This is a genomic window from Streptomyces fildesensis, from assembly GCF_016107395.1.
GTDB lineage: Bacteria > Actinomycetota > Actinomycetes > Streptomycetales > Streptomycetaceae > Actinacidiphila > Actinacidiphila fildesensis.
The window spans coordinates 54,219-66,491 of record NZ_JAAIKO010000009.1 but is presented as its reverse complement, the minus strand read 5'-3'; the positions used below and the strand labels follow the sequence as shown (position 1 = coordinate 66,491).

The following is a 12,273-nucleotide window of genomic DNA, read 5'->3' as shown; positions in this document are numbered from 1 at the left end:
GCCGCGGTCGTCGATTGCCTGACCTGACCCGCGAGCGCGGGTGGAAGGTGAGCACGATGGAAACAGGAAGAGTCCAGCGGAACCCCGAGGCGCCGGAATCGCCGCAGCAGCCGAGATCCGGCCGGGATCTGGACCGCGAAGCAGCCGAGCGGCTCGATGAGATCCGGCAGCACTTCAAGGACCTGTACGCGCGCCGCGACGTCATCGCCCGTACGACGACGGCCTCCGGTCAGGAGCTCGACTGGATTCCCGCGGAATCCCAGGCAGCCGGCGCCCTGGCCGAGCCACCCGCGCTGGAGCACACAGAGCTGGTGCGCGACGCCGACCGTCCTTCGCAGTCCCCGCCTTTCGAGCTCGCAGCACCCGGCAACGAGCCGGGCCCGCCCGGAACGGTCCCGGTCCTGCGCAAGCCCCTGGACCGGGTCTCCCCCGCCGGCACCCTTCAGGACTACCTCGCGAAGGGGATCCGGGCCAAACGATCCACGCCGCCCGACGATCCGGGCCCGGCCACGCCCAGCGCCTCCGACGCGGTGCACAAGTACGCCCATGCCAGTCAGTCGGTGGTGAACTTCGGCACCGAGGGGATCATCAACACGTGGCGGCCCTACGTCCAGTGGTCGAACGAGTTCTCCCTGGGGCAGCTGTGGGTGGTGCGCGGCGGCGGAGCCGGACTGCAGACCGTCGAGGTGGGCGCGCAGACCTACTTCGACCTCTACAACGACTGGAACCCGCATCTGTTCATCTTCTTCACGACCAACGGCTACACCCAGGGCGGCAATGATCTCGGCGGCTACAACACCGATGTGACCGGCTGGGTGCAGCGGTCGTCGGTGGCCTATCCGGGCATGCGGCTCGCCGAGAGCATTCTGGGCGGGGATCAGTACGAGCTCTCCTTGAAGGTCACTCTCTCGCTGGGCAACTGGTGGGTCCGGGTGGGCAACGAATGGATGGGCTACTACCCCAACGGCCTGTTCAACTCCGGCGGGCTGCGCGACCAGGCGGCGACGGTGGACTGGGGTGGTGAGATAGTCGACGACGTGGCCAACCACCCGGAACCCACGGCCACATGGATGGGCAGCGGTCACTTCCCCTTCGAGGGGTGGCAGCACGCGGCCTACATGCGCAATCTGGCCTATCAGACCGATGCGGTGGGCACGATGGCCGCGATGCAGGGGTACCCCTCGGTAACCAATCCGAACGCCTACCAGATCGCGGCGGACTTCAGCGGAGCGTCCACCTGGGGATCGTATTTCTACTGGGGCGGACCGGGCGGAGTTGCCTGACATGCCAACCGAGGACAACCGTCCCGACATCATTCCCTCCGAGGTCGATCCCGATGTCGAATGCGTCCGGATCGACGATGCGGGTGACCTCGCGGAACCCCCGGAAGCACCCGTGCCCGCCGACGCCCAGGAGCCGAAACTCTGCCCGGACGGCTATCTCCCCCGGCGGCGCAGCCGCGGTGACCACCCACTGGCGGGCAAACGTGTCATCACCGACGAGCCACCGATCCGCAACCCCGACGATCCGGCCACTTACTAGCCGGGCCAGCCGGGCCACCGCTTTCCTCCGTCCGAGGGGGTCTTCCCGTGACCGCTCACATCTCCCCGCAACCGTTCGACCGGTTCCTCGAATCCGTGGCTTCGACCCGGTACGAAGACTTCCGCCGACTGCCCGGGTCCGGAGTGGAAAGCTCGGCCGCCTTCGAGGAGATGCAGGCGTATGTGCTGGAGCTGTACCGGGGTGTGAAAGCCGTCGAGAGCTCCGTCGAGACCGACGGACAGGTCATCGACCACATCGTCGCGGACACGCATCCTGCCGCGCGGCGCTGGGGCGGTCTCGCCGTCGCCCCGGCCGACGGCCCGCCGCAGGTTCCCGAACCCGACGAGCCGACCCCGCCGGACCCCAGGTCGCAGGAGACCGTGCGCCCAGGGCCGCAGAACCCGGCGCCTGCCCGGACCTCTCCTGCCGACACCACGCCCCTGTACCGCACCACCTTGTCGGGGCTGTGCCGCTTCCCGAATCTGGCGGCCTTCTCGGCGAAAGAGAAGCCGTTCGGCCTCGCAGCGCCCGCCGCCGAGTCACCGGTGGCCCTGCTTCCGAACAAGAGATACGCGACCGGGGAACTGGACATCGACTGTCTGGGCGGGTCGAGCAGGGTCAATGTGTGGAGCCCGTTCGCCGCGCCCTCCTTTCAGTCGACCTTCAGCCAGCAGTGGTACCTCGCAGGGCACGACGGCACCCTCCTGCAAACCGTCGAATGCGGATGGCATGTCGACATCGCGCGGTATCACGACGCCAGACCGCACCTCTTCGTCTTCGCGAACCGGGACAACTACGAGGACGGCGATCGCGTCTACAACCTGGACGACGGTGTGTTCCGTCCCGTTACCAACCCGTACGTGAATCCGGGAAGCCCGTTGTTCGTTTCCCAGAGCGGCGGATCCCAGGTCGAGCACCGGATGGGCTTCTTCCTCACCGACAACGCGTGGTGGTTCTACTTCGACGACCATCCGATCGGCTGCTTCCCGGTGTCCTGGTTCAACAACGGACCGCTGACCACCAAGGCCACCCGGGCCCGATTCGGTGGTGAGGTCGGGTCCGCGGTCAGCACATGGCCCCCGATGGGCTCCGGCCAACACGCCACGGCGGGCTTCGGCCAAGCCGCGTACCAACGGACAGCGACGGTCTTCCCGGTGGGCGGCGGCGCGGTGTACCCGAACCTTGCGCAAGCGGGCTCGGTCACCGGAACGTGCTACTCACTCCAGATCACCAACAACTCGGTGTCGTACGACTGGGGCACCTACCTGTTCTTCGGCGGCCCGGGCGGGAACTGCTGACGTCACGGCGTCGGTCGTCAAGCGACGCGCCGACGTGGCGGGTTTGTATCGGGCCGGTATCAGCGAGCGCTTCGTTGTCCATCGAACCGATGCGCCGGGCCGTGGCGAAGAGGAGGCACGGAGGGCCTGACATATCGTTCCTTCCAGGTCGCCGGCCGCGTCAGCCCACCCGGGACCTCTGCCACCCGTCGTCCGAACAGGAGCCAGCTGCCCGTGTCCCCCGCTAACCCGGCCCCGGCCGCTCCGCGGCCTGCGCGCGTGCTGCTGGTGGAGGACGACGACCTGATGCGCCGGTCCTTCACCGTCGCCCTCGATCGCTACGGCTACCGGATGAAGGCCGCGGCCGACGGGCTGACGGGGCTGGAGCTCTTCCGCGACGACAGCTTCGACCTGCTGATCCTGGATGTGATGCTGCCCGGCCTGGACGGCGTCGGCCTGTGCCGCAAGGTCCGGGAGACCAGCCTGGTGCCGGTTCTGATGATGTCCGCCCGCGGCGACGGGCTCGACGTCGTCGCCGGTCTGGAGGCCGGGGCGGACGACTACGTGGTCAAACCCGTGGAGACCGGCGTGCTCGTGGCACGCATCCGTTCGCTGCTGCGCCGGGCGACCTACCCGCCCGCCCCGGCACCCGGGCAGGCCGCGGGCGACGAGCCGCTCCTCTCCGAGGGGGAACTGCTGGTCCTAGGCGACCTGACCATCGACACCGGCGGCCTGGAGGTGTTCGTCGCCGGCAGCCCGGTGGCGCTGACTCCGACCGAACTGAAGCTGCTGCTGGAGTTCGCCGCCCACCCGGGCATCGTGCTGGAGCGGCACACCCTGCTCCGGAACGTGAGGGAGTACGGCTGGGACGGCGACAGCCGGGTCGTGGACCTGTGCGTGCAGCGGCTGCGCAGGAAGCTGGGCCGGGACAGGATCGAGACGGTCCGCGGCTTCGGCTACAAGCTCAGGCGTTGAGGCCGGTGCACCCGTTCCACCGCCTGCGTCCGGCCCGCGTGCCCCTGCGCTGGAAGATCACCGCACTGGCCGCGGCCACGGCCTGCCTGGTCGCGGCCGCGGTAGGCCTGCTGGTGCACGCATGGACCGCGCAGGACATTCTGGGCAGAGCCGAAATGCGGGCCTCCAACGGTGTGTACTCGGCCGTGGACACCTACCGGCGTACCGGAACTCTCACCGACGGTGCCGAGCTCGATCCGGCCGAACTGCCCTACACGCTACGGAACCCGGCCGACGGTGACCGGCACACGGCCTACGACGGGAGCGTCCACGGCAATGTGGGACCCAGCGTTTGGGCCGCCCAGCGAGTCGACGGCCCGGGCAGCCCGGTGCTGGCCCTGCAGGTCAACATGAGCACGGAGCGCCACGAACTGTTCCGGCTCGACGTGGTCATGGTGGTTGCCTCGCTGATCGCGCTCGCGGCGGCCACGCCCCTGGCGGTCTACGGAGCCGGGCTGATCGGCCGCCGGCTGGGGCGGGTCTCCGAGACCGCGGGCCGGATCTCCGCAGGTGGGCCGATGGTGGTGTGGTCCGGGCGGGCTGCCAGCGGGCCGTCAGCAAACCGTCCCCCGGTCCCGCCGCCGCGTCACCGCCCGCCCGGGTGGAGCTGTCCGAGTGGCAGCAGTCCATCACCGCCACCAGGTGCACCCCGCGCGCCGCCACCTCCGCGATCAGCGTCGCGAGTTCCTTGTCGTAGAGGTCCGCGGTCCCGTCGTGCCGGCTGTCCACGCACAGCACCGTCTGGAGCATGCCGCCCGGCTCCAGCCGTGCGAGGTGGGCGGCTTCGTCCGGCGGCGTGGCCTGCGACCCGTGGCCGCAGAACCAGAACACCGCGCTGTCCCCGGCTCCGGCCCGCCCCAGGTGGTCCCGGAAGCCGTCGACCACCGCGGCCCGGGTCGCGTCCTCATCCAGAAGGCACAGCGGGAAGTACGTGTCGGGCGGCACGCTCGCGGCCAGGAAGGCCTGCGCTGCCGCAATGTCGTTGCGGGCGCCGTTCAGCCGTTGGACCGGAGCCTCGTACGCGTCGACGCCGACCAGCAGTGCGTACAAGGCCATGGTTCCCCCTCATTCAGACATGACGACCCGCATGGTGGTTCCCTCCGACGCCGTTATGGCAAGGCAAGCCTTACCTTATTTAATATGAGCGTCGTTGAGGGAGTCGATGCATCGGTGACGCACCGCGCAGTATGCCCGACATCATCCACGATGTCCTCGGGATCGGCTTCGGCCCGTCACATCTGGCTCTCGCCATAGCCGTTGAGGAACACAACGCACAACTCCCCGAGGACCAGAGGCTGAATGCCCCATTCCTGGAACGGCAGCCACGCTTCGGATGGCATCGGGGCATGCTCATCGACGATGCGACCATGCGGGTGTCCTTCCTGAAGGACCTGGTCACGATGCGCACCCACCGGGGAACATCAGATCCTCGAATCGGACATCCTCGTCCACGCCACCGGCTACCGCTCCCAGGACATCGGCACTCTGCTCGGCGAGTCGGTGAAGCTCTGCCTGCGCGACGACGGGGACGCGGTCCGCGTCGGCCGCGACCGCCGCGTCACCGCCTGCTCACCACGGGCGGCCCGGCGCAGACGTATGCAGGGGCGCAGCAGCGCGGTCCGCCGCTCGGCGAGATCGTCGGGGAGATGTTCGGCGGCAAGCCGGGAGAATCGCTCATCGTTCACAACGACCATGACCCGACCTGCCACTGACATCTCTTCCGCCGGCCAGGCGACGCCTCCTGGAGCGGACGGTCAGGAGGAGGGAGTGGCGAAGTAGTGCCCCTTGTCGAGGTCGTCTATGAGGCCCGGCTGCGTCGGCTGCCATCCCAGCAATTCGCGGGTATGCGCACTGGAGGTGGGACTGTCCATGCCGAGGAAAGCGGCCAGCCAGGTGAAGTGTCCGGCCGCGTCGTCGCGGTGGACCGAGGCCACGGGCAGGGCGAGGTGCCGTCCGATGACCTCGGCGACGGAACGGATCGGCACGCCCTCGTCCGCGACCGCGTGCAGTGTGGAGCCGGCCGGAGCACTCTCCAGCGCGAGGCGGAAGAGGTGGGCGGCGTCGGATCGGTGCACGGCGGGCCAGCGGTTGGCGCCGTCGCCGATGTAGCCGGAGACTCCCTTCTCGCGGGCGATGGCGACCACGGCGGCGAGGAAGCCGTGATCCCCGTCGCCGTGCACAGTCGGCGGAAGCCGTACGACCGACGAGCGGATGCCGCGCTCCGCGAGGGCGGCCGTCGCGTGTGCGTTGGCCACCCGCTTGGCCAGGCCGCCGGTCCAGTGGTCGCCGACCGGGGCGGACGCCTGGCCGTCCTGCTCGGTGGCGACCTGCCCCGGCGCCAGCCCGAGGGTCCCGGAGGCGATGAGGAACGGGCGGTCGGAGCCGGCGAGCGCCTCGCCGAAGGTGTCGATGGCACGCCGGTCCGCGTCGGCGGCGTCCTCGAAGCCGCCACTGAACGCGATGTCGTGCTTGAAGGCGAGGTGGATCACGCCGTCGGATTCGGCGGCCGCGCTGCGCAGGGTGTCGAGATCGTCGATCGTGCCGCGCCGCACCTCGGCGCCGGCCGCGGTGAGGGCGGCGGCCGAGGCGTCCGAGCGGGCGAGCCCGACGACCTGATGGCCGGCGCCGATGAGCTCCGGCACCACGGCTGAACCGATCCAGCCGGACGCGCCGGTGATGAACACACGCATGAGGAGAACCTCCGGATAGGTCGACCGTCCTCGCCGCGCGGTACCGGGACACGGAATGTGCGGCGATCGAGCCGATGTCAGTGACTGACATCAACCGTAGCACCCGATGTCAGTCACTGTCATCACGTAAGATCTCGGATATGGGCCGATGGGAACCGAACGCGCGCGGACGACTGGAACAGGCGGCGCTGGACCTCTACAGCGAGCACGGGTTCGAGCAGACAACCGCCGCGCAGATCGCCGAACGCGCCGGGCTCACCGAGCGGACGTTCTTCCGGCACTACGCCGACAAGCGCGAGGTGCTGTTCGGGGGTGCGCACGCCCTGGAACAGGCCTTCGTGGACACGCTGGCCGACACCCCGGCCGCGGCCGCACCGATCGACGCGATGGCTTCGACGCTGGAGACCGTCGCCGCCTTCTTCCTGGAGCGCCATGAGTTCGCCCAGCAGCGCCAGGCCGTCATCATGGCCAACGCGGAGCTGCGCGAGCGCGAGCTGATCAAGCTCGCCTCGCTGTCCGCCGCGCTCGCCGCCACCCTGCGCCGGCGCGGCGTCAAGGACCCGGCCGCGAGCCTCACCGCGGAGGCGGGCATCGCCGTGTTCAAGGTCGGCTTCGAGCGCTGGGTGGCCGACACCGGGCAACGCACCCTGGCGGAGTACCTACGGGAGTCGCTCGACGAACTCAAAGCCGTGACCTCGGGCGAGTGACCGCAGGCCCCGGCCGGTGCGGGACGGTCCAGGACGCGTGGATCGAAGCCGTTGCCGGACTCCGAACTCCACCTGCCGGATTCGGGCGCTGCCGTCACTCGGCGATGGCCCGGGTGAGCATGAACACGGCGACGAAGCCGCGGTACAGACGGATCGGGTCAGCATCGGTGAGACACACGGTCAACGCGTCCTCGCGCACCGCACCGTTGATCCACGTCGCCATCTCGGCCAGGTCGGCGTTGCGGAACCGGACGGTGAGGGTGGCGGGGAGTTCGATCGTGGGTGGTGCGGCGTGCGCCAGGTCCTGGACCGCCTCATGGGCGGCGTCCCGGATCACCTCTCGAGCCTGCGCCGGGTGCATGCCGTCGGCGGCGAAGCGCGACACCGAGGCCTTGACCACAGCAGCACGAATACCGGGGCAGAACGGCTCGATCTCCTCGGCCGTGGTCAGGTCACCCGTGATCAGTACCTCAGGTCACCCGTGATTAGTACCACCGGCACCCCGTGCCCGAGTGCGACCAGGCCGTTGATGCCGCTCTCCAACTGCAGCAGCCCGTACGCGAACCCACGGCGGGGCTCCTTCGCACCGCAGCGCTCGTTGCTGTAGCCGAGCGCCGGGGAAACTGGTGGGCCGATCGTCCTAGACCGCAAGGCCGCCCGGACTCTCCGTCGGGTTGCCGGACAATCCCGGCACGGGGAAGTCTGCTGATAAGGAGAGGACACTTCGATGACATCCACCGCACCGAACCCGCAGCACGACACGGGGCAGGAGCGGATCGCCGCGACGGTCGCCTCTCTTCAGGCCGACTGGAGCACTTGAGATTCATGGCCGCCCTCGCCACTCGGAAGTTCCGTCTCATCCGGGCTGCCGTCGACTGCATGCTCGGGGGGCCGGCTTTGCTGGTGCTCGCCGCTGTCCGCGTCGCAACGGCCTGACCTCGGCGCACGGTCAGTTGTCGTCCTCCAGCTAAGCGGGCAGGACCGCGGAGGCCGGTGCGGGTTGGGGGTTGCGGAACGTGAACGCGAGAGGCCCGTCGCCGCGTTCCCGCAGCAGGGCGATGCGTTCCATGGCCTCGGCGGTCGTCGGGCGATGGCCGACAGGCACCCACCACAGCGCCTGATGGTGCTCCGACATCCTCTCGAACCACTCCCGCCGGCGGCTGAGCACCTTCAGGTGTTCACTGCGGTAGGTGAAGTCCCTCAGCGCCTGGACCGATTCCCAGACCGAGCAGTTGATCAGGAGCAGGTCGTCCTCCCCGTCGGGCCGCAGGCTCGTCGAGTCCTCGCCGTCGTCGTCGACCATGCGCCAGACGAATCCGGCGGCCTGGTCGGCCAGGGCGTTGATCTCGGGCAACTGCGCTACGAAGTCGGCCAGTACGGGACCGTCGAGCGGGCCGAGGATGCGTCCGATGTTGACCTGGGCCAGGTGGAAGTTGGTCATGGTGTCAGCATGACCGGACCAGGCTTCTATCGTCAAGCATCATTAGTTTTAGAAAGAGTGACACAACACCCTTCCGGCGGTGGGTCCATGGCGGCCGTCCAGTCCCCGCCACCGGCGCATCCGGGAAGCAGGCCCTCGATGAAGGCCAGGTTCATCCCGCAGACGAGCGCCGGGAACTCGTCGGCCAGCGAGTGGAACGGGCAGTTGTTCAGCCGGACCGTCGCCCCGTCCCCGTACGGCTCATAGCCACGCGACCGCAGCGCCGCGACCGGATCGGCATCGCTGCCCAGTTCCGCGCCCTCGGCGGCGCCGGCCGCCCGGGCCGCGGACTGCAGTTCCCGGTCATGTCCGGCGCTGTCGACGACCTTCGCGAGCAGCCGGCCGACGGCATCGTAGGAGCGGGGCGGCAGTGACACCGCCCGCTCGCCCGGCGCCCGCAGGTACAACTTCGCCGGACGCCCCGCCCCCGGCCCGCTGCGCCCCGACAGCCGCTGATAGGTGACGGCCAGCAGGCCCGCCTCGACAAGCTTGTCCAGATGGAACGCGGCGAGCGAGCGAGAGATCCCGACCGCCGCGGCCGCCGCATCGCGGCCGACGGCACCCGGCGTCGCCGCCACGTGCCGATACAGACCACGGCGGACCGGGTCCGCCAGGGCACCCACCGCCTCGAACACTTCATCCTCACTGTTCACGAGGCGATTCTATAACCAATGACTGCTGTCACTAGTGGGGCTCCGCGTCGATCCCGCGAGGGTCTGATCAGGGGTGCCCGCCCAGGCGTTGACACCTGCACGGAGTGGCATTGTCGTCGCCCATGGACAGTTGACTTCTGCAAGCAGGCACTGGAGCGCGGTTCGGCTGGGGAACCGTCGGCGCGCAACGGCTGGCGGCGGACGTGGCATGCCTGGTGGTCGTCGACGTGCTGCGCAATGCAACGGCGGTAGGCCATTGGCTCGCTCGGCACGGCTACGGAACGCTCGACCGTCCCGTCGCCGTGATCGCTTCCGGCGTACGATGCAACGGGACGCCCGCGACACCGTTCCCCTCCTCACCGACGGGGCTTTCACGGCAGCCGAATGACCCCCATCGGGTGATCCGACGTCAGGGATCCAAGTCCAGTACGGCAGGCAACTGTTCAGGCCGGAGAGGTGTCGCCAACCGGCACCATCGACTCGGGGACATCGACAGAGGCAGCGACCGCCCCACCCCGCACCGTCCAGAGCGCCGTGCCCCCCAGGGCCAGTGCGGAGATCAGGCCCACCGCCAAACGCACGGTCTTGTCCGGGCCGTCCCCGAGCCACACCGCCACAGCTGCCGCTCCGGCCGCGACCAGCAGGGCCGCCGGCACCCTCAGCCCGGGCTGCTCGAACACCGCGGCCAAGGGCAGGAAGTGCAGCCCGACCACGACCGCGACCAGCCCCACCCCTGACTTGAACATGATCAATACCTTAGACGGCGGAGCAACACCTGAGCAGGCCCCGCCCGCAGCCCGTTGGGATCTTCACGAGCCGAGTGGCGGCTCGACGCGGGAGAGCCACGCGGTGAGGAGCACTTCAAGGTGCGCCGCCTCCTGCGGGGTGAGGCGGTCCATGAGGCGTCGCTCATTGCCCATGTGCTCGGCGAACGCGGCGTCGATCAACTCCCGCCCCGCGGGGGTGAGGGCGACCACGCGCCCACGGCCGTCACTCGCGGCGCGGCGGCGGGTGACCAGCCCTTCGCGTTCGAGGCGGCCGATCCGCTTGGTCATCGCGCCGGTGGTCACCATGGTGTGCGCGGCCAGTTCGCCAGGGGCCCGCTCGCACGGCCCTCCCGCGCGGCGCAATGCGGCGAGGACGTCGAACTCCCCCTCGCTCAGCCCGTAGCGCCGATAGACGGTGCACAGCTCCTCGGTGAGCAGCCCGGCGAGACGGTGCAGGCGCCCGATCACCGCCTGGGGGGCCACGTCGACGTCGGGACGTTCGCGGGCCCACTCGGCCTGGATGCGGGCGACGTGGTCGAGCGGTGGTGACATGACTTCATTATACCTTCCAAGGAAGATATAATGGCTTCCATGGAAGGTAATCTGCGGTGGACCCTGATCACGATGATCGCGCCGGTCGCGTGGGGTACGAACTACTACGTCACCCGCGCATTCCTGCCCGCCGACGAGCCCCTGTACGGCGCGGCTTTCCGGGCGCTGCCGGCCGGACTGCTCCTCCTGGCGGCCTGCCGGGCGCGACCGCACGGGTCGTGGTGGTGGAAGTCCCTGGCCCTCGGCATCCTCAACATGGGCGGGTTCTTCGCCTTGATCTACATCGCGGCGCAGCGGCTGCCCACCAGCGTCGCCTCCTCCGTCATGGCGACCTCGCCGATGGTCATGATGCTGATCGCCTGGGGACTCATCGCCGAGCGGCCACGCCCCGCTCACCTGATCGGCGCGGGGGTCGGCATCGGCGGCGTCTACCTCATGCTGTTCACCGGAGCCACCTCGATCGATCTTCTCGGCGTCGGCGCCTCCATCGCCGCCATGCTCATGTCTTCCTGCGGCTACATCCTCGCCAAGCGCTGGAGCACCGAGGTCGAGGTGCTCGCCTCGACGTCCTGGCAGCTCATCGCCGGCGGTCTTCTGCTGTTCCCGCTCGCCGTCGCCGCCGAGGGGGCGCCGCCGCACCTCGACGGGGCGGCCGTCCTCGGCTTCGGCTACGTCACCGTCGTGGCGACCGCACTGGCCTTCGCCGCCTGGTTCGCCTGCCTGCGCCACCTGCCCGCCGCCACTGTGGGCCTGGTCGGTCTCCTGAACCCGGTGACGGGCGTACTGCTCGGCACCGTGATCGCCGGGGAGGCGCTCACGGTCAAGCAGTTCTGCGGACTCGCCCTGGTGACCATCGGCATCCTCCTGGGCCAGCCGGTGCTCCGACGATGGGGGCGCTCGCACGGCGCGACATCCACGGCTCGGAACCAGGGCGGTCGGCCGGGCGTACGTGCCCCGGAATCCGCCTGCAAGGTGCCCCCTGCGTGATCTCCTCAGGACTTGGGCGACCGAGCCACAACTTGGCGGCGCCACCGTTCGGGTGAAACGACGGAACTACGTCGGCGATCGGTAGTTGAGCAGCATGTTCTTCCCTGTGCTGCCCGCTTCATCTCCAAAGGATTGCAAATGCTCAAGAAGTTCCTCGGCACCGCCGCGGTGGCCGCCTCCATCGTCGGCGTCTCCGCTGCGTTCGTTTCCCCGGCCATGGCCATCGGCAACGACGAAGGCGCGTCCACCACCAACGGCAACGGCGCCGAGCAGTCGTACGGCAACACCCACACCGGCGGCACCCTCAGCCCGCAGGTCGGTCTGGTTCAGGGAACGCTGAACAAGCCGTGCATCGGCCTGCCCGTCAAGGCGAACGTCGGTTCCCTCGTCGGCGCCGTCCCGATCACGGTGCAGGACATCAACGTCCTGTCCTCCCCGCAGAACCAGCAGTGCGCCGAGAACTCCTCGCAGATCAAGGGCGACGAGCCGCTGTCGCACATCCTGGACCAGATTCCGGTCCTGTCCGGCAACGGTGTCGCCAACCACTGACACTCACGTCCGGCAGTACCCCAAGGGCCCCGAAACCGCACAGGTTTCGGGGCCC

The 12,273-nt window shown here is 69.2% G+C and carries 17 protein-coding genes and 1 pseudogene; 9 read left to right on the top strand and 9 right to left on the bottom strand.

Translation table 11 applies throughout. From position 1 onward, the window contains the following. The first annotated feature begins 56 nt into the window (after window positions 1–56). From C6N31_RS16190 to cseB, 4 genes are all read left to right on the top strand, one after another. A complete protein-coding gene (locus C6N31_RS16190; RefSeq protein WP_138352312.1) occupies window positions 57–1,283 on the top strand; it encodes a neprosin family prolyl endopeptidase in 1,227 nt (408 codons plus the stop codon). 1 nt (window position 1,284) lies between these two features. Next, window positions 1,285–1,542: a hypothetical protein gene (locus C6N31_RS16185; RefSeq protein WP_138352311.1), complete on the top strand. Its 258-nt coding sequence runs from the start codon at window positions 1,285–1,287 to the stop codon at window positions 1,540–1,542. A gap of 47 nt (window positions 1,543–1,589) precedes the next feature. Next, the gene (locus C6N31_RS16180) at window positions 1,590–2,840 is read left to right on the top strand and encodes a neprosin family prolyl endopeptidase (RefSeq protein WP_138352310.1); all 1,251 of its coding nucleotides are present in this window, start codon (window positions 1,590–1,592) and stop codon (window positions 2,838–2,840) included. 213 nt (window positions 2,841–3,053) lie between these two features. Next, window positions 3,054–3,794, top strand: coding sequence for a two-component system response regulator CseB (cseB, locus tag C6N31_RS16175; protein ID WP_269283605.1), 741 nt, complete (start codon window positions 3,054–3,056; stop codon window positions 3,792–3,794). A gap of 429 nt (window positions 3,795–4,223) precedes the next feature. Here cseB and C6N31_RS16170 read toward each other — a convergent pair whose 3' ends face one another. Further along, window positions 4,224–4,889 (bottom strand): caspase family protein, encoded by a 666-nt coding sequence (locus C6N31_RS16170; protein ID WP_138352309.1) that lies wholly within the window; start codon window positions 4,887–4,889, stop codon window positions 4,224–4,226. Window positions 4,890–5,020: 131 nt separating this feature from the next. Here C6N31_RS16170 and C6N31_RS16165 point away from each other — a divergent pair. Further along, window positions 5,021–5,239 (top strand): annotated as a pseudogene (locus C6N31_RS16165) (SidA/IucD/PvdA family monooxygenase); the annotation flags it as partial. 54 nt (window positions 5,240–5,293) lie between these two features. Here the strand turns inward: C6N31_RS16165 and C6N31_RS16160 are convergent. Then, complete coding sequence (locus C6N31_RS16160) at window positions 5,294–5,518, bottom strand: hypothetical protein (protein ID WP_187145374.1); 225 nt, start codon at window positions 5,516–5,518, stop codon at window positions 5,294–5,296. Window positions 5,519–5,587: 69 nt separating this feature from the next. Then, a complete protein-coding gene (locus C6N31_RS16155) occupies window positions 5,588–6,523 on the bottom strand; it encodes an SDR family oxidoreductase (protein WP_164292428.1) in 936 nt (311 codons plus the stop codon). A 140-nt stretch (window positions 6,524–6,663) separates the two neighbouring features. Here C6N31_RS16155 and C6N31_RS16150 point away from each other — a divergent pair, with 140 nt between their 5' ends. Continuing rightward, window positions 6,664–7,230 carry a TetR/AcrR family transcriptional regulator gene (locus tag C6N31_RS16150; RefSeq protein ID WP_138352307.1) on the top strand — a complete coding sequence of 189 codons (567 nt, stop codon included), beginning with the start codon at window positions 6,664–6,666 and terminating at the stop codon, window positions 7,228–7,230. 94 nt (window positions 7,231–7,324) lie between these two features. Here C6N31_RS16150 and C6N31_RS43855 read toward each other — a convergent pair whose 3' ends face one another. Both C6N31_RS43855 and C6N31_RS43850 read right to left on the bottom strand, forming a co-directional pair. Beyond that, complete coding sequence (locus tag C6N31_RS43855) at window positions 7,325–7,663, bottom strand: M55 family metallopeptidase (protein ID WP_307811443.1); 339 nt, start codon at window positions 7,661–7,663, stop codon at window positions 7,325–7,327. 29 nt (window positions 7,664–7,692) lie between these two features. Continuing rightward, on the bottom strand, window positions 7,693–7,881 hold the full coding sequence (locus C6N31_RS43850; RefSeq protein WP_232485311.1) for a M55 family metallopeptidase: 189 nt from the start codon (window positions 7,879–7,881) through the stop codon (window positions 7,693–7,695). Between the two features lie 33 nt (window positions 7,882–7,914). On the opposite strand from C6N31_RS43850, the gene C6N31_RS47135 reads away from it, so the two are divergent. Next, window positions 7,915–8,166 (top strand): Pycsar system effector family protein, encoded by a 252-nt coding sequence (locus tag C6N31_RS47135; RefSeq protein ID WP_307811442.1) that lies wholly within the window; start codon window positions 7,915–7,917, stop codon window positions 8,164–8,166. A gap of 31 nt (window positions 8,167–8,197) precedes the next feature. Here C6N31_RS47135 and C6N31_RS16140 read toward each other — a convergent pair whose 3' ends face one another. The 4 genes from C6N31_RS16140 to C6N31_RS16125 all read right to left on the bottom strand — a co-directional run bounded on the left by C6N31_RS16140 (window position 8,198) and on the right by C6N31_RS16125 (window position 10,682). Further along, window positions 8,198–8,671, bottom strand: coding sequence for a DUF3291 domain-containing protein (locus C6N31_RS16140; RefSeq protein ID WP_138352306.1), 474 nt, complete (start codon window positions 8,669–8,671; stop codon window positions 8,198–8,200). Between the two features lie 32 nt (window positions 8,672–8,703). Next, the gene (locus C6N31_RS16135; protein ID WP_138352305.1) at window positions 8,704–9,363 is read right to left on the bottom strand and encodes a helix-turn-helix transcriptional regulator; all 660 of its coding nucleotides are present in this window, start codon (window positions 9,361–9,363) and stop codon (window positions 8,704–8,706) included. A gap of 443 nt (window positions 9,364–9,806) precedes the next feature. Further along, window positions 9,807–10,109, bottom strand: a complete 303-nt coding sequence (locus C6N31_RS16130) for a hypothetical protein (RefSeq protein WP_232485267.1) — start codon at window positions 10,107–10,109, stop codon at window positions 9,807–9,809. A gap of 63 nt (window positions 10,110–10,172) precedes the next feature. After that, the gene (locus C6N31_RS16125) at window positions 10,173–10,682 is read right to left on the bottom strand and encodes a MarR family winged helix-turn-helix transcriptional regulator (RefSeq protein WP_198357725.1); all 510 of its coding nucleotides are present in this window, start codon (window positions 10,680–10,682) and stop codon (window positions 10,173–10,175) included. 39 nt (window positions 10,683–10,721) lie between these two features. Here C6N31_RS16125 and C6N31_RS16120 point away from each other — a divergent pair, with 39 nt between their 5' ends. Both C6N31_RS16120 and C6N31_RS16115 read left to right on the top strand, forming a co-directional pair. Beyond that, the gene (locus C6N31_RS16120) at window positions 10,722–11,669 is read left to right on the top strand and encodes a DMT family transporter (protein WP_138352303.1); all 948 of its coding nucleotides are present in this window, start codon (window positions 10,722–10,724) and stop codon (window positions 11,667–11,669) included. Window positions 11,670–11,807: 138 nt separating this feature from the next. Further along, window positions 11,808–12,218 (top strand): rodlin, encoded by a 411-nt coding sequence (locus C6N31_RS16115; RefSeq protein ID WP_138352302.1) that lies wholly within the window; start codon window positions 11,808–11,810, stop codon window positions 12,216–12,218. The last annotated feature ends 55 nt before the right edge of the window (window positions 12,219–12,273 follow it).